This is a genomic window from uncultured Winogradskyella sp., from assembly GCF_947498005.1.
Taxonomy (GTDB): Bacteria; Bacteroidota; Bacteroidia; order Flavobacteriales; family Flavobacteriaceae; genus Winogradskyella.
This window is the reverse complement of record NZ_CANMIW010000001.1, coordinates 25,568-49,204: the sequence shown is the minus strand read 5'-3', so window position 1 is coordinate 49,204 and position 23,637 is coordinate 25,568. Positions and strand designations below refer to the sequence as shown.

Here is a 23,637-nt window from a genome sequence, read left to right as displayed (position 1 = left end):
CGTTGTGTTTTGTATTTGTTAAATATAAAAACACAAAGCACAATAAAAGCTAATAAGATTAAGCCTGCTTTGCCTGTAAAATATTCAAATAATTCCATTGATTATTTATAATTTAGGGTTTAATAGTCGTAATAAGAATGAAAGCTTTCGGGATTAATTATTTTTTTCTTTTTGTTTAAAATAAAGTTACCCTCTAAATAAAAAGAAATCATCCTTCATATCTTCAATTTGAGCGTCTTCATTAGTAATTATATAATCTATCGCTTTTGAAGTAAACTCATCGCCTTTCTTAGTAAGGGAAACAATATTTTTTTCTATATGAATCATATTATTTTTTTGAGCTAAATCTAAAACAGTCTTAGCGCGTACTTTTTGCCAATTTATGTGTTCGTTGAGATGGTTAACGTGTCGCTCTTCTAACTCGTCATGGTTTTTTAGGTGTAATAAAAATGTAAGTAAAGAGACTTCGGTTTGTTGTTGTTTTTCCCGGTACATTACAGCGATAATGCCTTTAGAAGGTGCAAATAAATACACTAGTAAAAATACCAATCCTAGAACGGTTGTAATTGAACCAGCAATCGAAGCATCTAGCCAATGTGCTACCCAATACCCAAAAATGGCACTAAAAATTCCAAAGCATATAGCCAAAGCAAGCATTTTCTTTAAATCTGTAGTCAATAAATAAGCGGTTGCAGCAGGTGCAATCATCAGAGCAACGACTAAAATAGCGCCAACAGCATCAAAAGCTCCCACTGTAGTTACTGAAGAAACGGACATTAAACCGTAATGGATAATAGCTGGGGAAAAGCCTAATGAAGCGGCTAAACCTTTATCAAACGTACTCACTTTTAATTCTTTAAAAAACAGGATTAAAAGCGTTATAGTAATTAACAGAATTACACCAACAACCCAAAGCGATTTTGGGCCAACATCTGTGCCAGCAATTAATAATCTATCAAAAGGAGCAAAAGCTAATTCGCCTAATAATACAGCATCGACATCTAAGTGTACATCATTTGCATTCTTAGCAATCATTATGACACCAATACTAAATAGAGCAGGAAAAACTAAACCGATGGCTGTATCTTCTTTTACTAAGCCTGTTTTTTGAATGTATTCTACCAGTACAACGGTTATGATTCCCGTTAAGGCTGCTAATAGAATTAACAAAGGCGAATTTAAATCTTGGGTAATAAAAAAACCAATCACGATTCCTGGTAAAATGGAATGACTAATGGCATCACTAATCATAGCCATTTTTCTAAGAACAAGAAAAGTCCCTGGAATAGCACATGCAACAGCAACGATACTGGCAATAAGTTGAATTTCAATTTGCGCGCTACTCATCTTCTGTTATTTGTTTGGTATATAAGTTCGCTGCTGTTTCAAAACCAACTTTGGTTAAACTCCACATATTTCCCTGGAGCTGTACGTAATCTTTTTCTACTAACTTTCGAAGCGTGTTCTTTGTATAACCTTGAAAATTATTGAGTAATTTAATGGCATGTGGATGTGATATATCTTCATGCGTTTCAGCAATATGATGCATAAATGCTAAAGTTTTATGCAATTCTAAATCGCGTCTGTTTTTTATAAAACGTATTTGTTTAAAAAGTAGACCTCGACTCGGTGAAAAAATAAACGAAAAAACCACAAAAACGGCAGCAACCAAAACAATTACTGGTCCTGTAGATAAATTATTTTGACTTGCACTAATTGCCGTACCAAAGACTCCCGAAAAGGCTCCAAAAATGGCAGCTAAAAATACCATAACAGATAAGCTGTTTGTCCATTGCCTAGCTGCAGCTGCAGGTGCCAATAGCATAGCACTCATTAAAACGACACCTACGGTTTGTAAGCCTAGAACAATAGCCAAAACAATAAAAGTTGTAATGAGAATATCTATAATCTTGGTATTAAAACCAAGTGTTTTGGTGTAATCAGCATCAAATAATAATATTTTGAATTCTTTCCAGAATGTGAGCATTACAATTAAACAAAGCCCTGTAACAATGGCCATCATCCAAACATCACTTTCTACTAATGTAGCCGCTTGTCCAAAAAGATATTTGTCTAAACCAGCTTGATTAGCATTGGGTTGTTTTTGAATAAAGGTTAATAACAACATGCCAAACCCAAAAAACAATGACAAAATTAAGCCTAAAGCTGTGTCTGATTTTAAGTGGGTTTTGGTTATGATGCCTCTAATCCAGAAGGTTCCCACTAAGCCACTTACTAAAGCCCCAAGTAATAAAGTATTGCTGTCTTTTGCGCCAGTAATTAAAAAGGCAATGGCAATACCTGGTAAGGCGGCATGTGAAATGGCATCACCTAACAAGCTTTGTTTTCTTAGTACAGCAAAGCTTCCCAACATGCCAGTCACAGCGCCCAAAATTGCTGTGCCAAGCGTAATGGTTCTTAAGGTGTAGTCCGTGAAGACTAGTTCTATGTATTCTGTAATGTCCATTTCGATATTCTGAATTTATTTCAGAATTTTAAATTTCATTCGTTAATTTAATTTTTAATAGGTGTGCAAATTTCTATTAGAAATCCATTAATATCTCTTAAATAACCAACCTTTTGTCCCCAAGGTTTTTCAATGATAGGTTCGTATTGTATGGCTCCAGCTTTTATAGCTTTTGCGAAATCATCTTCAATGTTTTCTGTTGTAAATGCCATCTCAATGCCATTAGGTTTTGTGTTTAAATCTAATTTTTCAAAGCCTTTTTTAAAATTAGATTGTCCCAATTCATTAGAAGCAAATGCAATAGTTGTTTCGCCAGAAACTAGTTCACCGTAATCATGTTTTGGTGTCATAAACTTCTTTTGAAATCCGAATGCAGAATTGTAGAATTCTATGGTCTTTTCAATATCTTCTACGTATAAAATAGTGTAAGCGTATTTCATCTTTAAAATTTAATTTTATTTAAATGGGTTTTCGACTGCAATCAGACTATTACTATTTAAAACAGTAATTAAAGAAGACTGAGATTGAGAACTTATTTTTAGGAACGCTATGTAACATATAATGAACACTGTTTACTTTTTTCACTCCTGGATACTTACTTTATAATTAATACCATAGGTCTTCGTTAAATTATCATCATTAAAAATATCCTTAACAGGTCCTGTGGCAATCTTCTTTACATTTAAAAACGTTACCCAATCAAAATATTCTGGTACGGTTTGTAAATCATGATGAACAACGATTACTGTTTTGCCGGCTTTTCTTAGTTCTTTTAAAATATTGATAATTGCAATTTCAGTCGTAGCGTCTACACCTTGAAACGGTTCGTCCATAAAATAGATGGATGCATTTTGCACTAAAGCTCTTGCCAAAAATATGCGTTGTTGCTGTCCTCCAGAAAGTTGACTTATTTGACGGCTTTTAAATGCCAACATGCCTACTTTCTCTAAAGCTTCAAGTGAAGCTTTTTTTTCTTTTTGGCCTGGTCGTTTTATCCAGCCCAAACTTCCGTATGTACCCATCATAACAACATCTAAGGCTGTCGTTGGGAAATCCCAATCTACGCTCCCTTTTTGTGGAACGTAAGCAACAAGCTGCCTTTGTTTTTCATAAGGTTTGCCATAAATAGAAACACTTCCTGCGATGGGTTTTAAAATGCCTAATATAGATTTGATTAGTGTAGATTTCCCAGCACCATTTGGACCAACAATAGCCATAAGAACACCTTCAGGGATTTCTAAATCGATATCCCAAAGTACAGGTTTGTAGTTGTAAGCTACGGTTAAATCATCAACTTTTACGGCTATGTTGTTCATGTGTTTTATCTATTCTAAGCTTGTTTAGAGTTATATCATATTAATTTTAGAGTGGTTTACAATCAGCAATAAATTACTATTGCAATGCACTAACAATCGTTTTTATATTGTAACGATACATACCTAAATAAGTGCCTTCGGGTGTGCCAGCAGTCCCTAACGCATCAGAAAATAATGTACCGCCTATTTCAACTTTGTGCCCTTTTGCGTTTACGGCTGCTTTTAACGCTTCAATGGTTCGTTTAGGAACAGAACTTTCAACAAAAATGGCCTTTATATTCTTGTCAATAATAAAAGCAGCCAACTTTTGTACATCTTGTACACCAGCTTCTGTTGCAGTAGATAATCCTTGTAAGCCAACAACTTCAAAACCGTATGCTTTACCAAAATAATTAAAGGCATCATGCGCAGTGACTAAGATTCTTTTTTCTGGTGAAAGAGCGGCTACAACACCTTTTACATCTTCTTGTAAATTGTCTAAATCGGCTAAATATCGTTTTTCATTAGCTCTAAAAGTTTCTGCATTTTTTGGATCTTTTTCGCATAAAATTATAGTTACTTTTTCAGTAAACTTTTTAAAGAATTCAATATTAAACCAGACATGAGGATCATAATTAGATGCAAAATATTCTGAACCTATCAGTAGCTTTTTATTTAATTCATCAGCTAAAGCAACAGGTGTTTTTTCTCCTCCAGACATTTTTTCAAAGACTTCTACAAGTTTTCCTTCTAAATGCAAACCGTTATAAAATATAATGTCTGCATCTACTAGCTTAGAAACATCACCTTCACTAGCTTTATATAAGTGAGGATCTACACCAGAGCCCATTAATCCTTGTACGTTGATTGAATCTCCACCAATATTTCTTACTAGATCTGTAATCATACTGGTTGTAGTGACCACATTTAGCTTTTTGTTAATTTTTGATTCGTTATCGTTTTTACAATTAAAAGCGAGTGTTATAGTAAGTAATAGTATTAATTTTTTCATTTGTTTATATTTAATGTGAAAGTAATAAATTTCAATGAGTTACTTTAAATTATATCTTAAACCAAAAAATAACCGGATCCCTTGGTTTGGACCATATACGTAAGAAGGATCAAAAGTAAGTGCATATGGATTGTTTGATGTTGGTATTACGGCTCCGTTTTCAACCTCAATAGTTCTAGTAGAATTGGGTACGGGATAGGTTTGTGTAGAGCCCGTTTCGTTGTACTCTACATTTTGGTCAAAAGGATCGTCAGCTCTTGCAATTATAAAAGGGTTTCCTTTGTTAGGCGTCCAGTTTAATAGGTTTTTTACACCTCCATAAATTTCTAAATTATTCAATCCGTCATAGGTAATTTGTATGTTTTGTATGCTCCAAGTAGGAGAATATTCACTTCTCGGATCTAATTCTCCTAATAAAGGTAATCGCATTGGTCCATAGAGATTTCCTGTGTAATCAAAGGTAAGGTTTGTGCCGTAATGTTTATAGCTAAACGACCACACGCCAGAGAAGTTTTCTGTTAAAATTTGTTCTGTTCGTATTCCGTTTTCGGTTTGTGAGACATCTTGGTACGTTGCTCCAATAGATGCTTTAATTCCACTACCTAAAACGGCATCAATATTAAAACTAAGTCCTTTTGATGTGGAATAACCCTCTAAATTATCATATATAATTTGATTTGGATTGGTATCATAATCTGGTAATATGGCATTGGTAAAGTAAGTGTACCAAGCTGAGGTATCTAATGTGAAATACATGCCGTTTTTGAGATACAATTTTTTAAGATAATTAAGAGTTACATTGTAAGATTCTTCAGGCTCTAAGGTTTCTTCAATTATTACATCTCTAGAACCTGTTAAAGCAGCATGATCTTCAGTAAATAGATTAACAACTCTAAAACCAGTACCTGCATTTAATCTTATAATATCATTATCAGTAGGTTTATATCTATAGGCTAGCCTTGGTGTAAAAATATTGCCATGTCTGCTATCGTAATCATAGCGCATGCCTAATAACAAACTTTGTTTTTTGTTGAATTTAATTTCATCTTGTACAAATAGCGAAGGCATAGTAACTTCGTCAGCTTTAATCGTTGCTGTTGTATTATCGTTATAATAATTATAGCGGAGTGCTGAGCCAAATAGTAAATCGTGATTATTGATCTTTTTATCCCAAACTAATTGTCCAAATCCAATGCGCTGTTGTGCTAAATATGGTGTATTACCATAAACTGAATTTTGGTCGTGGTCTGAGTAGGAGAATTGAAAGTTTACTATCTCTTTTATTGGTAACTGATAATTACCAAGAAGCTCAAAACGTGAGGTATAAATACTTTCTCCATAAACTTGATCTCCACCTCTAAATCCTTTGTTCCATTGTAATTCTCCACCCCAACGATCTTCATAAAAGTAACGGCCAGCTAAAGAGAACTTTCTATTTTTAGTGCGTTTAAAATCCCATTTTTGAAAAATAGAAATACGATCTTGTAGCGTTAGATCTGTAAAATTATCATTGTTATTATCAATAGGGTTGTCGTATTTAAAATAATTTGTTCCGACCAATACATTTGCTTTTTCCCCTACTTTAGCTTTAAAACCAAGGTCTAAATTTAATTCTCCCCAATCTGAAACAAAGCCATCGGCAAAGAAACGTGAAGCATTTTCAGGTAATTTAGTTATAACGTTAATTAGGCCACCAACAGCTTCACTTCCGTATAAAGAAGATGCAGGACCTTTAACCACTTCAATTTGTTCAATAAGTGAATTTGGTATTCCAGATAAACCGTATACTGTAGATAAGCCGCTTACAATTGGCATTCCATCTATTAAAACCAAGGTATAAGGCCCTTCTAAACCATTGATATGAATATCTCCAGTGTTGCACACATTACAATTAAGTTGCGGACGTACACCATTGACGTTCTGTAGGGCTTCAAAAATATTAGGAGTTGGGTTTTTCTTTAGGAATGTAGTAGAATACACTTCTACAGGTACAGGACTTTCTAATCTAGAGACTGCCTTTAAAGTCCCTGTAATAATTACTTCGTCTAGAGAATCGTCTTCATTAAGAGTAAAATTAATAGTAACGTCTTTATCTGTTATTTCAATTGTTTTTTTTTGAATAGCGTAACCTGTAAAAGATGCGGCTACAGAGTAAGTGCCAGGTTCTAGATTAGAAATTGTAAACGCACCATCCTCATTACTTGTAGCACCTTTACTTGTGTTTTCAATATAAATGTTTGCATAAGCTAAAGGATAGCCATTAGCTCTTACTGTTCCATTAAGGTTAAAGGTGTCTTGAGCAGATAGTATTGAGCAAAATAGAAAAATGTATACGTTAATTAGTTTCACTGTATAATATTTTTACGCAAATTTAAAATAATTTTTAGACTAGTCTAAAAATATATTGAGAAATATATCTTTTCTATATTTGCATAACACTAGAAATTTATGATAACACTAACGGAAGAGAATTATATTAAAGAGATTTACCATTTAGGAAGTAATGGTAGTACATCTGTAAATACAAACGCAATTGCAGTAGCTATGAATACTAAAGCGTCTTCTGTTACTGACATGGTAAAAAAACTATCCGAAAAAAAATATGCAGATTATAAGAAATACCAAGGTGTTACATTAACTGATTTAGGAAGACACGTTGCTGTTAATATTATTAGAAAACATCGGCTTTGGGAAGTATTTCTAGTAGAAAAGCTGAATTTTTCTTGGGATGAAGTCCATGAAGTAGCAGAACATCTAGAACATATTAAATCTGAAAAATTGATTAATCAATTAGATGCTTTTTTAGAATTCCCTAAGCATGATCCGCATGGAGATCCTATTCCAGATAAAGAAGGGAAGTTTCAACATATAGAAAAGATAATTTTAGCACAAGCAGAAGTGGGTTCTAAATATAAATGTGTTGGTGTAGATGATAGTTCTTCTAGTTTTCTAAAATATTTAGACAGTAACAAAATTGCATTGGGTACCAATATTACCATATTGCATAAAGAACCCTATGACAATTCTTTAAAAATAGAGATAGAAGATTGTGAAATTGTGGTTTCTCAAAATGTTGCTAAGAATCTTTACCTAAAGAAAATTTAGTCTAAAACTACTTTTGATATTATTGTAAAAGCTAAAATTCTCTTAAAATAGGGAAGGTTAAACGTTAATCTACCAATTACGCTCTAGTTTTGGAGTGAATTCAATTTATAAAATTTTTTTTTATGTCAACCATCCTTAAGTCTAGTCTAGTCTGTTTTTTGTTATTAGTAATTTCTACGAGCTGTAAAGAAGAAAATAAAGCTACACCAGAATTAGAAACACCTGTTATTGAATCTGTAGCGGAAAAGAAGTTATCGGCTACAGAAACTATAGAGGAAGCTTACAAAAAAGACAACTTTTTGTCTCATGATGCCATTGAAGTAGATATGGTTATCAGTTTTGGAGGCAATGTGCGTTTAGATGCTAAAATGACCTATCTAACGAATTCTACCAAAGGTAAAATAGAATTAAAAGACGGTTCTTCTATATATTATGATGGTGCAAAAGTATTTCATTCAGCAGATCTTAAAAATGCAAAAGCAGCACGTTTTGATGCCTATACATGGATGTACTTTTTATTATTTCCTAATAAATTAAATGACCAAGGTACTATTTGGTCTGACGTAGAATCTGCAGAGCTTAATAATAAAACTTATAATTCTCAACGTTTAACCTTTAAAGCCAATACAGGTGATGCACCAGATGATTGGTACATTGTTTATAGTGATCCTAAAACTAATTTAATTGATTATGTGGCCTACATAGTGACAGTTAATAAGTCTACAGAAGCAGCAGAGGCAGATCCGCATGCTATTGGTTATTCTAATTTTAAAATGATCGATGGCATACCAGTTGCTCATAATTGGGAATTTTACGAGTGGTCTAGCACAAATGGTTTAGGCAAAGTTATTGGTGATGCAACGATTAGAAGTGCAAAATTTGTAAAAACGGCACCTAATGCTTTTGATATACCAAAGGGTTTTATTGAGAAATAATCTTTACTTTCTGTAAGTTCAATTACTCTTACTATTAATCCACGCTTTAATAACAAAAACGAGTATAATTTCTACGCCTAAATAGAAGATGCCATGTACAATTGTAAGATTAAATAGACTTACAAATGCAAGTGCTGAAATGCCAAGTAAGACACAAACAATTATTCCGCTCGAAAGATCTTTTAAGAATGTAGGTCGATTTGATTTGAAATCAAAATAGTAAGCAATAAGTATCAGTAGAATTGACAAACTTTAAGTGTTAGATTTCATCTGTTGAACCATTTTAATGGCAACCACAACCATCATCTCCACCACAAGATTTAGAAGGTTTCGCCTTAGGAGTCCAGACAAACTTGCGTATTAAAAACATTAGAGCAATTGCTAATGCGGTAAAGACTAATATGTTTTGAATTATTATGTTCATATTTATTTTAATACTTGAAAAGCTATCAATGCTACAAGATAAGCAAAACTACTCATAATTACTAACTGATAAACTGGCCATTTCCAAGAGTTTGTCTCTCGTTTTACAATAGCCAACGTACTCATGCATTGCATAGCAAATGCGTAAAATAATAATAGCGAAATACCAGAAGCAAAATTAAATAAAGGTCCTCCTAGAATAGGATTTACTTCACCAGCCATTCTATTCTTTATTGTTTCTTCCTCATCACTGCCAACACTATAAATGGTTGCTAGAGTACCAACAAACACTTCGCGTGCGGCAAAAGAACTCACAATGGCAATACCGATTTTCCAATCATAACCTAAAGGTCTAATAACAGGTTCTATAGCATGGCCTGCTATACCAATAAACGAGTGTTCTAGTTTATGAGATGCGATTTTTTGTTCTAATTCTTCTTCGTTTAAATTTTCTGAAGCATAGTGTTCAGTTACGATAGCTTCTGCATTATTAAAATTGTCTCCAGGTCCATAAGATGCTAAAAACCATAAGACAATAGATATGGCTAATATAATTTTACCAGCACCGAAGACAAAAGCTTTTGTTTTTTCTAAAACCGTAAGGGCAACATTTTTTAAAAGTGGCAACTTGTAATTAGGCATTTCTACAACGAAAAACGTTTTGCTTTTCATTTTTAAAACTTTATTTAAAATCCAAGCAGAGCCAACAGCAGTTCCAAAACCAATAAGGTATAACAGCATTAAAGTTAATGCTTGGTAGCTTATCACACCTAAAAACCGGCCTTCAGGAATAACTAAAGCAATAATTATTAAATACACAGGTAATCTCGCAGCACAAGTAGTAAATGGCGTTACTAAAATGGTAATTAAGCGTTCTTTCCAGCTTTCAATGTTTCGTGTTGCCATAATCGCGGGAATTGCACATGCAGTACCAGAAATTAAGGGCACAACACTTTTACCACTTAGTCCAAAACGACGCATTATTCTATCCATTAAGAATACAACACGGCTCATATAACCACTTTCTTCCAATATTGAAATGAAAAGAAATAGGAAGGCAATCTGTGGAATAAAAATAACCACACCACCAAGTCCAGAAATTATACCTTCTGCCAACAAATTGGTAAATGCTCCTTCTGGCAATGTGTTTTTCGTCCACTCACTTAATGAGGCAAAAGCTCCATCAATAAAATCCATTGGAATACTAGACCAGTCGTAAATCGCTTGAAAAATTAGTAATAGGATAGCAGCAAAAATTACATATCCCCAAACTTTATGCGTTAAGATTCTGTCTAATTTTATACGTAAATCCTTTGCAGATTTAAGGTCAATAGTTTGTCCTTTCTTTAAAGTTTCGTTTATAAACTGATAACGCTTTATAGTTTCTTTTTGCTGAAGTCGTTTTAAATCTGTTTTAGATTTAGTTTTAAAATCTTCAACTTTATCAAAAGTAGCTCTATCCGTTTTTCCAAAATTGACATCTTGTGTAATAACTAACCATAATTTGTATAATAGTTGGTTAGGGAATGCTTTTCTTAAGTTGTTAAAATATGTTTCGTCTATAACAGAAGCGTCTAAACAAGGTTCAGTTGTTAGCTCTTTGTAATTTGTTACCAGTTCTTTTAAGTACTCTATTCCCTTATTTTTTCTTGTACTTATAAGAGCAATTTTAGTTTTTAATTGGTCTTGTAAATAAGGAATGTCTACAGATATACCTTTGTACTCCATTCTGTCCGCCATATTAATGACTAAGATTGTCGGAATCTCTAAATCTTTAATTTGCGTAAATAAAAGTAAGTTTCGTTTTAAATTTTCAACATCACTGACCACAACAGCTACGTCTGGATAATCCTTATCATTCTTATTAAGAAGTAATTCTATAACCACATTTTCATCAAGTGAAGATGCGTTAAGACTATAAGTTCCTGGCAAATCAATGATATGAGCTTTTAAACCTCTAGGTAATTTGCAGATACCTTCTTTCTTTTCAACGGTAATACCAGGATAATTTCCAACCTTCTGATTCAAACCGGTTAAGGCATTAAAAACAGAGGTTTTGCCGGTGTTTGGGTTTCCTATTAATGCAACGTTAATCTGCTTACTCATCTATCGTTTCAATTGTGATGTGAATAGCAGTTTCTTTTCTGATTGCTAAATGCGTGCCATTGATGTTGAGATACATTGGGTCCGCAAATGGTGCAACTTGTACTAGTTTAACTGAATTACCAGGTAAGCAACCCATTTCGAGAAGTTTTAATGGAATATGAATTGAAGACACATCTGTAATGATGCCTTGTTGTCCTCGTTTTAATTCTGCTAATGTCAACCTTTGCTTATTTAGAATAGTTTTAAAGAAGCAAAAGTAAGCGAAATTTATTAGTGTATAAAACGAGATTATAAATATTTAACAGCTTTATAGTATTTTATGATTTGTCAAAGTCCTTTAGGGTTTCAATATCGTCTAAAAGGCGTTCTATATCTTCAGTATTTGTGCCATCATAAATACCTCTAATTTGGCGCTTTTTATCAATGAGCATAAAGTTTTCAGTATGAATCATATCGTACTTATCGCCATTACCATCTGTTTTTACAGCTAAATAACTTTTTCTTGCTAATTCATAAATATGTTTTTTGTCGCCTGTTACTAAATTCCATTTACGGTCAATAACGCCTTTTTCTAAAGCATACTTTTTTAGTTGAGCAACACTGTCTATTTGAGGTGTTACAGTATGTGACAGTAACATAATATCATCATCATTTATAATTTCCTTTTGAATTTGCTCCATGTTTTTAGTCATTATTGGGCAAATAGTTTGGCAAGTTGTAAAAAAGAAATCTGCGACATATATTTTGTCTTTATAATCGTCTTGCGTAATCGTTTTACCGTTTTGATTGGTTAAACTAAAATCAGCAATTTTATGATATTTTAATTGGTGCTGAATAGTGCTATCAACTAATTCCGCATTAACCTTTCCAGGTTGATAAATTGGTAATGGCTGCTTTACATTTAAAACATTGTATATAATAGCAATAATAATTATACAAAGTATAGAAAAGAAGATTCCGAAGTTTTTATAGCCTTTAAAAAAAGAAAGAAACGACATTTTGCAAGTATTATAGAAAGTTGAGCTGCAAAAATACGACCCAATCTCAATAAAAGCTTTATTTTTAACATTAAAAAGTGTGTATTATGAAACGATTTTTAGGGTGCTTATTCCTAATGTTTGCATTGCAAATTAATGCTCAAGATTATCATGAGACGTTAAATGCAATTCGATCTTCTGAAGCTAATTTGGCATTAAGTCAAATGCTGAATAGCCAAAATGCAAATACTGGGAATTACGACGTAAAATATCATAGATTAGAGCTTAATGTAGATCCTTCAGTTTCTCAGATTGATGGAGAAGTCACTACTTATTTTGAAGCCAAAGAAGCCATTACAACAATAACATTTGATTTGGCTGATAACATGATAGTGTCTCAAGTTGTGCAACGTGGTAATAGTTTAAACTTTGAGCAAAATGCCAATGATGAATTAATAATTACATTGCCTGCTACGCAAGCTTTGGGTGTTTTAGACTCTTTATCGGTAAGTTATTCAGGTAATCCTATAAGTTCAGGTTTTGGGTCTTTTGAGCAAACTACACATAATGGAGATCCTATAATGTGGACCCTTTCAGAACCTTATGGAGCAAAAGGTTGGTGGCCTTGTAAACAAGATTTAATAGATAAAATAGATTCTGTAGATATATATGTAACAACGCCAGAATTTAATGCTAGCAATGAAAGTTATGTCGTGGCTTCAAACGGATTAGAAATTAGCCAAGAAACGCAGAATTCCGAAAAAACCACTCGTTTTAAGCATAAGCATCTCATTCCCGCTTATTTAATTGCATTTGCTGTTACCAACTATGAAGTGTATTCACACCAAGTTCCTAACAACGGAAATCCTTTTGAAATTATAAATTACGTCTACCCAGAAAGTTTGGTGAGTGCACAGGCAAGTACCGAAATTACTGTAGATATAATGGATATTTTCACAAATTTGTTTGAAGAATACCCTTTTGCGGACGAAAAATATGGTCATGCACAATTTGGCTGGGGAGGAGGTATGGAACATACCACTATTTCCTTTATGGGCTCATTTAGTAGAGGTTTAATTGCACATGAATTAGCACATCAATGGTTTGGAAATAAAATTACCTGTGGTAGTTGGAAGGATATTTGGTTAAATGAAGGTTTTGCTACGTATTTGGCTGCGTTGGTGATTGAAGATTTAGATGGCGAAGCTAGTTTTACTAACTGGAGGCAACAAACCGTTAATAGTATTACATCGCAACCAGGAGGCGCAGTTTATCTCACAGATCAAGATACCACTTTAGTAGGTAGGATTTTTAATAGTCGTTTAAGTTATAGTAAAGGTGCTATGGTTTTGCATATGCTAAGGCGTCAGTTAGGAGATGCCAATTTTTATCAAGGCTTACAAGATTATTTAGCCGAACCAGATTTGGCTTTCGATTATGCTAAAACACAAGATTTTATTGATGTTATGGAATTATCTACTGGTGAAACATTAGATGAGTTTTTTGATGATTGGCTATACAACCAAGGTTATCCAAGTTATAGTGTCGATTGGGATCAAGACGGAAATCAACTCAATCTTATTGTGTCACAAACGCAAAGCCATGCATCAGTTTCGTTTTTTGAAGCAGGTTTACCTATAAGGGTTTTGGGTACATTGGGTGAAACTTTAGATATTGTATTAGATCATACGGTTAACAATCAACAGTTTTTAGAAACAGTAAATTTTACCATTCAAGATGTGTTGGTAGATCCAGATGCACATCTTATTTCAAAAAACAATACGTCTACTTTAAGTACGTTAGACTATGCTATTAATAATGATATTTCGGTTTATCCAAGTCCAACATCATCAGTAGTAAATTTTTTAAAACCAGAGTCTGTTGATGTAAAACGTATTAAAATATATAATAGTTTAGGGCAATTAATACTTGAAGATAGTTGGAAGTCACAATTAGATTTAAATGCTTTAGCCTCTGGTTTATTGTTTATTCAGTTTCAAACGGAAGATCAGATAATTAACAAACGTATTATTAAAAATTAGAGTTGAAACTCTAAAAATTTATGTCAATTAAATAGGCTTTTCTTTTGATATAAATACCTTACTTTTGCGAATCGCATTTTGAAAAAAATTACATGGAATTTATAATAAAAATATCTCAATTCTTACTTAGTTTGTCTTTGCTTATTGTTTTGCACGAGCTTGGGCACTTTATACCTGCTAAACTTTTTAAAACTAAAGTTGAAAAATTTTACCTCTTTTTTGATGTTAAATTTTCACTTTTCAAAAAGAAAATAGGAGATACCGTTTATGGCATTGGTTGGTTACCACTTGGTGGTTATGTGAAAATCGCCGGAATGATAGACGAAAGTATGGATAAGGAGCAAATGGCATTGCCTCCACAACCATGGGAATTTCGTTCTAAACCAGCTTGGCAGCGACTCATTATAATGTTAGGTGGTGTTACCGTTAATTTTATTTTGGCATATGTTATTTATGTAGCAATGTCTTTTGTTTATGGCGATGCAGATGTAAAAGTAGATAGCTTAAAAGATGGTTATTGGATAGATAATCCTGCGTTATTAGATATAGGTTTTAAAACAGGCGATAAAGTTTTAGTTATAAATGATACACCAATTATAAACGACTCTGATATTGGTTATAATTTAATAAGTGCAGAAACAATTACAATTAATAGAGCAGGCGAGGAGAAAGTAATTACATTGCCAGAAGACTTTTTAGGTCAATACTCATCTAGTAAAAGCAAACTTAATTTTGAGTTTAGAATGCCTTTTATGGTAGATAAGGTAGCAGATACCTCATTAAATGTAAATAAAGGATTAGTACAAGGTGATATTATAAAAAGTATTAACGGAAAAGAGTTAACCTACTTTGATCAAGTTGAAGAATTCACTAAAAATTTAAGTAACCAAACCGTAATGGTTGAAGTTCTAAAGAAAGATAATTCTGTAGTTAATAAAGAATTAATGTTAGATGCAGAAGGTAAATTTGGAATTAGACCAGGTTATAACGCTTCAAGATTTGACGAATTAGGCTATTTTGAAGTATTTAGAAAGGAATACACTTTTGGAGAAAGTTTTGGTGCTGGTGGACGTAAGTTTACTAAAACTATAACAAACTACTTTGATCAATTAAAAGCGATATTTAATCCTAAAACTGGTGCTTATAAAGGCTTGGGAGGATTTAAAGCCATATACGATCAGTTTTCTCCGGTATGGAGTTGGTCTTATTTTTGGGGATTAACAGCTTTTTTATCAGTAATGTTAGCGATACTTAATTTACTGCCTATACCAGCATTAGATGGTGGACATGTGATGTTTTTACTATACGAAATGATTTCAGGTAAAAAACCAAGTGAGAAGTTTTTAGAGCGTGCACAAATGGTTGGATTCTTTATTTTAATCGCTTTAGTATTGTTTGCGAACGGAAATGATATCTTCAAAGCGATAACAGATTAAATTTTTTTCATTTTAACATGAAAAAAATATTATTTCATTTGGTAGGAATCAAAAAAATGATTTATATTTGCGCTCGCTAACGCGAAAAATAACCTTCCTCTTTAGCTCAGTTGGTTAGAGCATCTGACTGTTAATCAGAGGGTCCTTAGTTCGAGCCTAAGAAGAGGAGCAAATAAAACCGATACGAAAGTGTCGGTTTTTTTGTGTTTTATACTTTCCTTGTTATTACTGGTTTTACAGCATAATGTGAATTTTTTACACATTTAATAAATACTGATATTCTTCTCAAATAAGCCAAATTAGGCTGAAAATTCGACACCCAAAAAAAATTACGAGACACCCATTATTAACCCCTATAAAACCTCAGAATATGACAATTTTATATTTATTAAATAAGACTAAAACTAACAAAAAAAGACTTACACCTTTATTGTGTAGGATAACTTATAAAAAGAAAAGGAAAACTTTTAGTATTAAGCAATTTATTAACCATGATTTGTGGGATAGCAAAAAACAGAAACTATTAGGTGATTCAGAAACATCTCAACTAGTAAACAAACAATTAAGCTTGATTAATAATAAAATTAATCAGGCTTTTTTATTACTTCAAATTCAAGGAAATGATTTTGATGTAGAAGATATTTATAGAACTTTTAAAGGAGGAAAATTACATAAAGACCAATCTGTAGTGGAGTTTTTTCAAAACTACTTAAACAAGCTTAAAATGCTAGTAGATATAGATATTAAACAGCTTACATGGAATAAGTTTTACTATATAAAAAATGATATGTCAGAATTTATAAAATGGAAGTACAATAGAAATGATTATCCATTAAAGAAGTTAAATCATCACTTCTTAATTGAATTAGAATTTTACTATAAAACGGTAAAGCACTTAAAGCAGATTACTATTAATAAGAAGGTACAACGCTTTAAAAAAGTGATTAGAGTTGCTGTTGCTGAGAATTATTTAGATAAGAATCCTTTTATACTTCATAAACCTAAAACAGTTAAAAAAGAAGTTGTGTTTTTAAATACAGAGGAATTAAGTAAACTAGAGAACCATGTTTTTACTCAAAAACGACTACAACTTGTGAAGAATCTGTTTGTTTTTTCTTGCTATACAGGTTTGCCGTACAGAGAGTTAATGAATTTAAAACATAGTAATATAACTAAAGGGTTTGATGAAAATTTATGGATTAAGATGAAACGTGAAAAAACTTCTAAGAACCTGTCAATTCCTCTATTACCTACTGCTGTTGAGGTTATGAGTCTTTATAATGAAGAAGTTTTCATTTTTCCAAGGATAAGCAATCAGCGTTATAATTCCTATTTAAAAGAAATAGCTGCTATCTTAGGAATTAATAAAAATCTAACAACACATATGGCGAGAAGAACTTTTGCTAGTACAGTCTTGTTATACAATGATGTACCTATGGAGGTAGTGAGTGAGTTGTTGGGGCACTCTAGTATGAAAGTTACCCAAGATTCTTATGGTAAAGTAGTTCAAAGGAAGATTAGTTTGGAAATGGAGAAATTAAAGAAGAAATGATTAAATTTCAATATCAAAAAAATCTTGTAATGACACTTCAAGAGCAATAGAAATAATAGAAAGGGTTACAATGTTTGGTGTTACAATTCCTTTTTCAATTTTGTATAAATATTGTCTATCCTTTCCTATTGATTGAGCTAATTTGGTTTGGGTAATACCTTTTTCTTTTCTAAAAAAGCGTACTCTATTTCCTATTTTTTTTGGAATTGAGTCTTTTAGCTCTTTTAGCTTTTCATCAGATAAATCTACCATAAGGCAAAATTCAATGATGAAGATTCAATTATTGTAACCTTAAAATACTACATTGCAGTTAACTTAAAAAAAAATAATTATGAAATATATTTTAGTTTCATTTGCAATATTCTTGACTTCCTGTCAAAGAGATATAGATTTGTCTAATTTAGATTCTTTTATCGATTATTCTATAAAATATATAGAAAAGGGAGATGTGAACGCTTTCTTAGATTTGACTGATATTGATACGATGCGTGTTATAACAGGAAAGATTAGAAATACTAACAAGAAAATATTTTCGAGTCAGTTGTCGGAACACAATCGGATTGAAGTTATAAAATATGAAATCATGTCTATTCCTAAGAGAGATATTTATGGTAGGGTAGTAAAATCCTCAAAGTCTACAACTTCAATTGAATATTATTTGATTATGGATCAGTCATATTACTTAATTGAAGCTGCAGTTAGTAAAAGAAATGATGCATTTTATTATAGTTCAGTTAATTTGAAAAATCTATCTAAAAATTGTCATTACGATCTAAATAATAATTATGTACCTATAATGTTCCGTTTAGATCGAGGTTATTGGCTAGCTAGTAATGATCGGAAATCCTTTAAAGAACTAACATTAAGAGGGGTTAACAATACTAGGTTACAGATAGATCAAATTCAATTTAAACTTAAATTAAATAAAATTAATGGAGATGAGTTTTTTTCTAAAACGATAACAAAAGATGTAACAATAGAACCAGATGATACATTTCAGTTTAGAATTAATGAATTAGATGATTATTTTGTTGGATTTGAACTAACAAATGAAACCTTTAGATTTACTACAGACGTTATTTCAGTATTACCTAAACCAAGAAGTCTTTCCTGTTTAAAAATTGAAGAATTAGCCAATGATGAATGAATTCTAATTTTTTTTATTTTTTTTGAGGTTACATTTATCAATATTCAATTTAATAATTGAATAAAAGCCCCCCCCCTTTACTTTTTATGCAAGAATTACACAGCTATGGGGAACCTACAAACACCCCCCACGCTAAGTTTGATTTGGGCAGATAGCCCGTACCTTTTGTTAAATCTAAAAATTAAAAAACTATGGTAAAAATTGTAGATTTTAAAACCCATCAAACTGAAGATGGAAAAGACTTTTGTACACTGATTGTACAAGGTGGAGTAGAAGCTGTAAAAAGCAAGGAAACTAATAAAACTTATTTAACAGCTAGAACAGCAAGCGTACCTTGTACGTTTACTGAAGCTACATGTAAGTCTTTAATAGGAACAGACTTAAATGGTGGAGTTCATAAAGTGCAAGTGGAACCTTATGAATACACGGTTAAAGAAACAGGGGAGGTCATTACATTATCCCATCGATATGAGTATATGGATGAAGAAGAAATGATTGTGAAAGACAATGTCGTACAAGATGTAGAGGTGTTTTAAATCTCAAATCATTAAAAGAAAATATGAAGCTCTAACTTAGGTTAGGGCTTTTTTTTATGGACTATATCAAAACATGGTATAGTCTACTTATTTAAATAATATAATAACTAAATATTTTTTTATGAAACTACAACAAGCAAAAAGACATCAAGTTAAGTTAAGACTTGGTCTAAGTGGAGCAAGTGGGTTTGGTAAAAGCATGAGTGCTTTACTGCTAGCCTATGGTATTACAAATGATTGGTCAAAAATAGCTGTAATTGATACTGAAAACGGAAGTGCAAGTCTATACTCTCACTTAGGAAATTACAACGTTTTATCATTAACAGAACCATTTAGTCCAGAAAGGTATATAGAAGCCATTAAAACGTGTGAAAACGCCTCTATCGAAGTAATAATTATTGATAGTATTACACATGAATGGAGTGGAAAAGGAGGTTGTTTACAAATTCATGAACAATTAGGTGGTAGATTCCAAGATTGGGCAAAATTAACCCCTCGCCATCAGGCTTTTATCGATGCAATATTACAATCAAAATGCCATATTATCACAACAGTTAGGAAGAAAATTGACTATTCAATGGACAGGGACTCTAGCGGTAAAACTAAAGTGGTAAAGCATGGGTTAAAAGATATTACAAGAGAGGGGTTTAGTTATGAGCTTACAGTAGATTTTGAAGTTGTTAATGACAAGCATTTAGTGAGAGCATCAAAAGATAGAACTGGCTTATTTATGGATAAGCCTGAATTTGTAATTAATGCTGCTACAGGTAAAAAACTAATTGCGTGGTGTAATCAAGGAATTTCTAAGGAGCAGATTAAAAATGAAATAGATAACTGTAAATCATTACAGCAATTAAAACATGTCTATTCTAAATATGCAGCAATACAGAGTGAGTTAAAACCATTGATTATAGATAGAAAAAAACAATTAGAGTCCGTAGAAAATCAAATAATCGATACTAACGAAATTATTAAATCATCAAATACAACAAAGAATGGAATTAATAGCAAATAAGAATATACCAAATATGGTAATAAATCATAATGAAGTAATAATTAATACTTCTACTAATTTTATTGAAGCAAATACAGAGAAAGTATCTTTAGAACACTTAAAAGAAAAGTGTACAATTCCTGTTTTTGCAAAAGATAATGAAACAACAATAAGTCATTATCAATTTATTAATGAAACTTTAGATGTCATTAAATCTCAATTTCCAAATACACAAACTATTAAACCAGATATCAGAGTTAGTCATGTTGTAAAAGGAAGAATTCCATCGGCAATAGGAAAACCAGCTAAGGAATTAATGGAACATGAGAAAACAATCTATTATGAACGTTGTGCATTTGTAATAGAATTACCTCAATTTAAACAAGTAATAAACGGAAACGAATTAACATTGTGTATAGGTGGTGTGCGTGCTTATAACCAAGAAAATCTTTACAGTAAAAAGAGCTTAGAGAAATTTAAAATGTTTGTGGGATATCAAAATAAGGTATGTACCAATCTGTGTATTAGTACCGATGGATTTACTAATGAAATTAGGATTGGGTCTATCTTAGACTTAAATCTAAATATTCAGAATTTATTAAGTCACTACGATAAAGATAATCATCTAAGTAAAATGGAAGCCATGTCCAACTATGCGCTAACAGAAGAGCAATTTGGGCATTTGGTAGGTAAGGCAAGAATGTTTCAACATTTAAGCAAAACTGAGCAGCAAGGTATATTTCCATTACTGTTAAATGATAGCCAGATTAATAATGTAGTTAAAGAATATTATAACTGCCCTAATTTTAAAAGAAGTGAAGATGGAAACATCAATATGTGGAATCTCTATAATTTATTCACGGAAGCGAACAAGAGTAGTTATATAGATTCTAATTTTGAACGTAACGTTAACACATACCAATACGTAAATCACTTGGTAGAATCACTTAAAAACGGCTCTGATAGTTATTACATCATATAAATATTATAGCTATTTGATAAAATTTTCATTAGGTAGCTATTTAAAAAATCTAATAATTATGAGTGATGAAGAATTAGCTGAAATACTAAAATATAGTTCTTCTATAGAGCTTTATATCGTTACGTGGAATAATATATTGAAACTTCTGTATTGCCCTTTTGTAGTACTTGTAATCCATGATATAGGAATGTTAATCACAGGTCAGAAAGTGATGGTTGATGAGGTTAAAGTTACACATGATTTACAAACGGTCTATATTATAAAAAATGTAGCTTATTATTACTATCATTTTGAGATAATATTAGGGTAATAACTGTTAGATATAATAATTCAAATTTGAGTGGACTTTATGCTGTATTTTGTTTGAAACAATCTTTTGAGATGGTTTAGTCCGTAAAGAAAACCTCTGAAAATGAAGATAACAAGGTGTTTGATGATTAATGTTAAACATCTTGTTTTGTTGATGTATTCTCAGTATTTTAACATTAAAAATAAAATATATTCAATATTATTTGGAAATAATCAATTATTATTCTTATTTTTGTAAAACTGTAAAATCAGAAAAAGGGTCAGAATGACAATGAAAGAGACGATGAAAAACCAAAAAGACTATACATATAAAAGTTATTTGGACATGTACTATTTCTTCTAGTTCTAGATAACTATCCCCTTTTATTATAAATTAAATTCAGGTAGATGGTAACTGAAATAACCTGATTACCCATACTAATCATATTAATGGGTATAAATAATGAAAATGAGATGAAATTAAAAAATCATCAAATGAAAAAGAATTTAAAAAATGAGAGAAAAATTAAAAGAAACTAAAATTGAAGTAAAAAAATTAATTGACTTAATTAATGAAGTAGAAAAAGAGCCATTACCAAAATTTATTTGGAAAGGCATACCAGAGAAGTCAGCAGGACTAATTGTAGGACACCCAAAGGCAGGAAAAACAACGCTTGCAGAAAATTTAGCAATATCAATTAGTGTGGGAAGAAAATCATTTTTTGGCTCAGAGCTAGATGGTATTCCAAAAAAAGTACTATTTGTTGGTTTGGAAGAACCTTACAAATTACGTGCACGAAGAAACAAATTACAATTATCATCATTAAACAAAAAAGAGATTGAACTCTTTTCTAATAATTTTGACACTACAGGAAAAGATTTTATAGAATTTATAAATGATGAAAACGATTGGAAAGTATTACGTGATTACATCAAAGCATCAGAAGCTAAAATTGTTTTTATTGATAGTTTAACAAGTATGTTCGAAGGTAAAATAGAGGATAGTAATACAGGTAGAAAATTCACCCAACTTTTTTCAAAATACCTGAAGCCTCTTAATAAAACTTATATTTTAATACATCATACTACAAAAAGTAATGAGAAGCCTATGGAACCAAGTAATGTGGCTGGAAGTAGAGTTATTCTTCAGTATTTTGAGTATATATATGGTATGTCTGAAGTTCCATCCGAAGAAGGTGGTTATTATTTTTGTGATATTCAAAATAAACATGTAGAAAAGGACTCAACAAGTGCAATGATGTATCGGTGCAATAGTGACAGATGGATGGAGTATTTAAGTAAAGAAAACAAGTATAAATTATACAATGATAAAGTCAAGAGAAATATAGATGGAAGATATGATGATACTAATGAAAATGTTATTTATGATTTCGCTCTTAAACAGTATAATCAGGGTAATACGTATACTTCAACTTCAACTATGATTGCAGAGCTTGTTAATGGAGATAATAAAGTTATGTCACATGATACATTCCATAAAGCAAAAAACAAGCTTATTGAAAAAGGGCGTTTAGAGAAAAAAGCTAGAGGAGAATTTAAAATTGTTTTAAAACCTGAGATTGAAAATGGAGAAAGAAAATAATTACATAATTTACAAAGCAGAAAATCAAATTAATGGCTGCATTTATATAGGTGCAACTAGTAATTCAGTACATCAAAGAAAATTAGACCATTTAGAAAGAGGTAATAGACAAGAAAAAGGTAAATTTTATGAAGCAATAAGTACTTTTGGAAAAGATGCATTTAATTGGGAGCAAGTAGATACCGCAAGTACTAAAGACGAGTTAGCTGAAAAAGAAAAATCCTATATTTTAGAATATAATTCTCAAGAGAATGGCTATAATTCAGACTCAGGTGGCGGAATAAAAAAGACAGTTTACCAATATAATACTAGCGATGGTAGTTTAGTTAATAGTTATGATTCATTACAAAATGCAGCTAATGCAGTTAATGCATATAAAACCAGTATAAGTAGTGCATGCACCGGTCAGAACAAAACGTGTAAAGGGTATCATTGGAGCTACAATCTTAGTGAGCCATTTAAATTGAAGAAAGATTTAAGGAAAAAGCAAGTAATTCAATATGATATATCAGAAGAACAAATTGCAGTTTACCAATCTGTAGCAGAAGCTTCAAGGCAAACAGGAGTTTCTAAATCTAGTATTTCAAGAGTATGTAGAGGAGAACGGAGTAGAAGTGGAGGTTTTATTTGGAAGTATAATTAAATTTTAAAGATTAAGGGCAGTAGAAATACTGCTCTTTTTTTTGTTTATATTTTTCATGTTGAGAGGTTTACAATAAAAACTAAATACGGAAAAC

Annotated in this window: 23 protein-coding genes and 1 tRNA gene; 13 read left to right on the top strand and 11 right to left on the bottom strand. The window is 31.7% G+C overall.

Going from position 1 to position 23,637, the window contains the following annotated elements:
* Nucleotides 1-186: 186 nt before the first annotated feature.
* The 6 genes from Q0891_RS00290 to Q0891_RS00265 form a co-directional block, all read right to left on the bottom strand.
* On the bottom strand, nt 187-1,347 hold the full coding sequence (locus Q0891_RS00290) for a metal ABC transporter permease (RefSeq protein WP_299097986.1): 1,161 nt from the start codon (nt 1,345-1,347) through the stop codon (nt 187-189).
* Entirely contained in the window at nt 1,340-2,467 is a 1,128-nt protein-coding gene (locus Q0891_RS00285; protein ID WP_299097984.1) for a metal ABC transporter permease, read from the bottom strand. The genes Q0891_RS00290 and Q0891_RS00285 overlap by 8 nt, the downstream gene beginning before the upstream one ends.
* 47 nt (nt 2,468-2,514) lie before the next feature.
* Nucleotides 2,515-2,907, bottom strand: a complete 393-nt coding sequence (locus tag Q0891_RS00280) for a VOC family protein (RefSeq protein ID WP_299097982.1) — start codon at nt 2,905-2,907, stop codon at nt 2,515-2,517.
* Nucleotides 2,908-3,048: 141 nt separating this feature from the next.
* The gene (locus tag Q0891_RS00275) at nt 3,049-3,783 is read right to left on the bottom strand and encodes a metal ABC transporter ATP-binding protein (protein ID WP_299097981.1); all 735 of its coding nucleotides are present in this window, start codon (nt 3,781-3,783) and stop codon (nt 3,049-3,051) included.
* 76 nt (nt 3,784-3,859) lie between these two features.
* Nucleotides 3,860-4,774, bottom strand: coding sequence for a zinc ABC transporter substrate-binding protein (locus Q0891_RS00270; RefSeq protein ID WP_299097979.1), 915 nt, complete (start codon nt 4,772-4,774; stop codon nt 3,860-3,862).
* A gap of 39 nt (nt 4,775-4,813) precedes the next feature.
* Nucleotides 4,814-7,123: a TonB-dependent receptor gene (locus Q0891_RS00265; RefSeq protein WP_299097977.1), complete on the bottom strand. Its 2,310-nt coding sequence runs from the start codon at nt 7,121-7,123 to the stop codon at nt 4,814-4,816.
* 99 nt (nt 7,124-7,222) lie between these two features.
* On the opposite strand from Q0891_RS00265, the gene Q0891_RS00260 reads away from it, so the two are divergent.
* Nucleotides 7,223-7,879, top strand: a complete 657-nt coding sequence (locus Q0891_RS00260; protein WP_299097975.1) for a metal-dependent transcriptional regulator — start codon at nt 7,223-7,225, stop codon at nt 7,877-7,879.
* Between the two features lie 122 nt (nt 7,880-8,001).
* The gene (locus Q0891_RS00255) at nt 8,002-8,814 is read left to right on the top strand and encodes a DUF6503 family protein (protein WP_299097973.1); all 813 of its coding nucleotides are present in this window, start codon (nt 8,002-8,004) and stop codon (nt 8,812-8,814) included.
* Nucleotides 8,815-9,097: 283 nt separating this feature from the next.
* Here Q0891_RS00255 and Q0891_RS00250 read toward each other — a convergent pair whose 3' ends face one another.
* The 4 genes from Q0891_RS00250 to Q0891_RS00235 all read right to left on the bottom strand — a co-directional run bounded on the left by Q0891_RS00250 (nt 9,098) and on the right by Q0891_RS00235 (nt 12,341).
* Nucleotides 9,098-9,238, bottom strand: coding sequence for a FeoB-associated Cys-rich membrane protein (locus Q0891_RS00250; protein ID WP_299097970.1), 141 nt, complete (start codon nt 9,236-9,238; stop codon nt 9,098-9,100).
* A gap of 2 nt (nt 9,239-9,240) precedes the next feature.
* Complete coding sequence (gene feoB / locus Q0891_RS00245; RefSeq protein WP_299097968.1) at nt 9,241-11,343, bottom strand: ferrous iron transport protein B; 2,103 nt, start codon at nt 11,341-11,343, stop codon at nt 9,241-9,243.
* Nucleotides 11,336-11,563: a FeoA family protein gene (locus tag Q0891_RS00240; protein ID WP_299097966.1), complete on the bottom strand. Its 228-nt coding sequence runs from the start codon at nt 11,561-11,563 to the stop codon at nt 11,336-11,338. Before Q0891_RS00240 ends, feoB begins: the two co-directional genes overlap by 8 nt.
* A 97-nt stretch (nt 11,564-11,660) precedes the next feature.
* Nucleotides 11,661-12,341, bottom strand: a complete 681-nt coding sequence (locus Q0891_RS00235; RefSeq protein WP_299097964.1) for an SCO family protein — start codon at nt 12,339-12,341, stop codon at nt 11,661-11,663.
* An 86-nt stretch (nt 12,342-12,427) separates the two neighbouring features.
* Between Q0891_RS00235 and Q0891_RS00230 the strand changes: the two genes are divergently transcribed.
* The 4 genes from Q0891_RS00230 to Q0891_RS00215 all read left to right on the top strand — a co-directional run bounded on the left by Q0891_RS00230 (nt 12,428) and on the right by Q0891_RS00215 (nt 17,350).
* A complete protein-coding gene (locus tag Q0891_RS00230) occupies nt 12,428-14,362 on the top strand; it encodes a M1 family aminopeptidase (RefSeq protein WP_299097962.1) in 1,935 nt (644 codons plus the stop codon).
* Between the two features lie 92 nt (nt 14,363-14,454).
* Nucleotides 14,455-15,798 carry an RIP metalloprotease RseP gene (gene rseP / locus Q0891_RS00225; RefSeq protein WP_299097960.1) on the top strand — a complete coding sequence of 448 codons (1,344 nt, stop codon included), beginning with the start codon at nt 14,455-14,457 and terminating at the stop codon, nt 15,796-15,798.
* Nucleotides 15,799-15,893: 95 nt separating this feature from the next.
* Nucleotides 15,894-15,967, top strand: a tRNA-Asn gene (locus tag Q0891_RS00220).
* A gap of 201 nt (nt 15,968-16,168) precedes the next feature.
* Entirely contained in the window at nt 16,169-17,350 is a 1,182-nt protein-coding gene (locus tag Q0891_RS00215) for a site-specific integrase (RefSeq protein ID WP_299097958.1), read from the top strand.
* Here the strand turns inward: Q0891_RS00215 and Q0891_RS00210 are convergent, their stop codons facing one another.
* Nucleotides 17,351-17,602 carry a helix-turn-helix transcriptional regulator gene (locus tag Q0891_RS00210; protein ID WP_299097956.1) on the bottom strand — a complete coding sequence of 84 codons (252 nt, stop codon included), beginning with the start codon at nt 17,600-17,602 and terminating at the stop codon, nt 17,351-17,353.
* A gap of 79 nt (nt 17,603-17,681) precedes the next feature.
* Here Q0891_RS00210 and Q0891_RS00205 point away from each other — a divergent pair, with 79 nt between their 5' ends.
* The 7 genes from Q0891_RS00205 (at nt 17,682) to Q0891_RS00175 (ending at nt 23,543) form a co-directional block, all read left to right on the top strand.
* Nucleotides 17,682-18,497 (top strand): hypothetical protein, encoded by an 816-nt coding sequence (locus Q0891_RS00205; protein WP_299097954.1) that lies wholly within the window; start codon nt 17,682-17,684, stop codon nt 18,495-18,497.
* 191 nt (nt 18,498-18,688) lie between these two features.
* Nucleotides 18,689-19,033: a hypothetical protein gene (locus Q0891_RS00200; protein WP_299097952.1), complete on the top strand. Its 345-nt coding sequence runs from the start codon at nt 18,689-18,691 to the stop codon at nt 19,031-19,033.
* 121 nt (nt 19,034-19,154) lie between these two features.
* A complete protein-coding gene (locus tag Q0891_RS00195; RefSeq protein ID WP_299097950.1) occupies nt 19,155-20,048 on the top strand; it encodes an AAA family ATPase in 894 nt (297 codons plus the stop codon).
* A complete protein-coding gene (locus tag Q0891_RS00190) occupies nt 20,029-21,009 on the top strand; it encodes a DUF3871 family protein (RefSeq protein ID WP_299097948.1) in 981 nt (326 codons plus the stop codon). The genes Q0891_RS00195 and Q0891_RS00190 overlap by 20 nt, the downstream gene beginning before the upstream one ends.
* A gap of 13 nt (nt 21,010-21,022) precedes the next feature.
* Nucleotides 21,023-21,319 carry a hypothetical protein gene (locus Q0891_RS00185; protein WP_299097946.1) on the top strand — a complete coding sequence of 99 codons (297 nt, stop codon included), beginning with the start codon at nt 21,023-21,025 and terminating at the stop codon, nt 21,317-21,319.
* Between the two features lie 492 nt (nt 21,320-21,811).
* The gene (locus Q0891_RS00180; RefSeq protein WP_299097942.1) at nt 21,812-22,900 is read left to right on the top strand and encodes an AAA family ATPase; all 1,089 of its coding nucleotides are present in this window, start codon (nt 21,812-21,814) and stop codon (nt 22,898-22,900) included.
* Complete coding sequence (locus tag Q0891_RS00175; RefSeq protein ID WP_299097940.1) at nt 22,884-23,543, top strand: NUMOD1 domain-containing DNA-binding protein; 660 nt, start codon at nt 22,884-22,886, stop codon at nt 23,541-23,543. Before Q0891_RS00180 ends, Q0891_RS00175 begins: the two co-directional genes overlap by 17 nt.
* Nucleotides 23,544-23,637 lie beyond the last annotated feature (94 nt).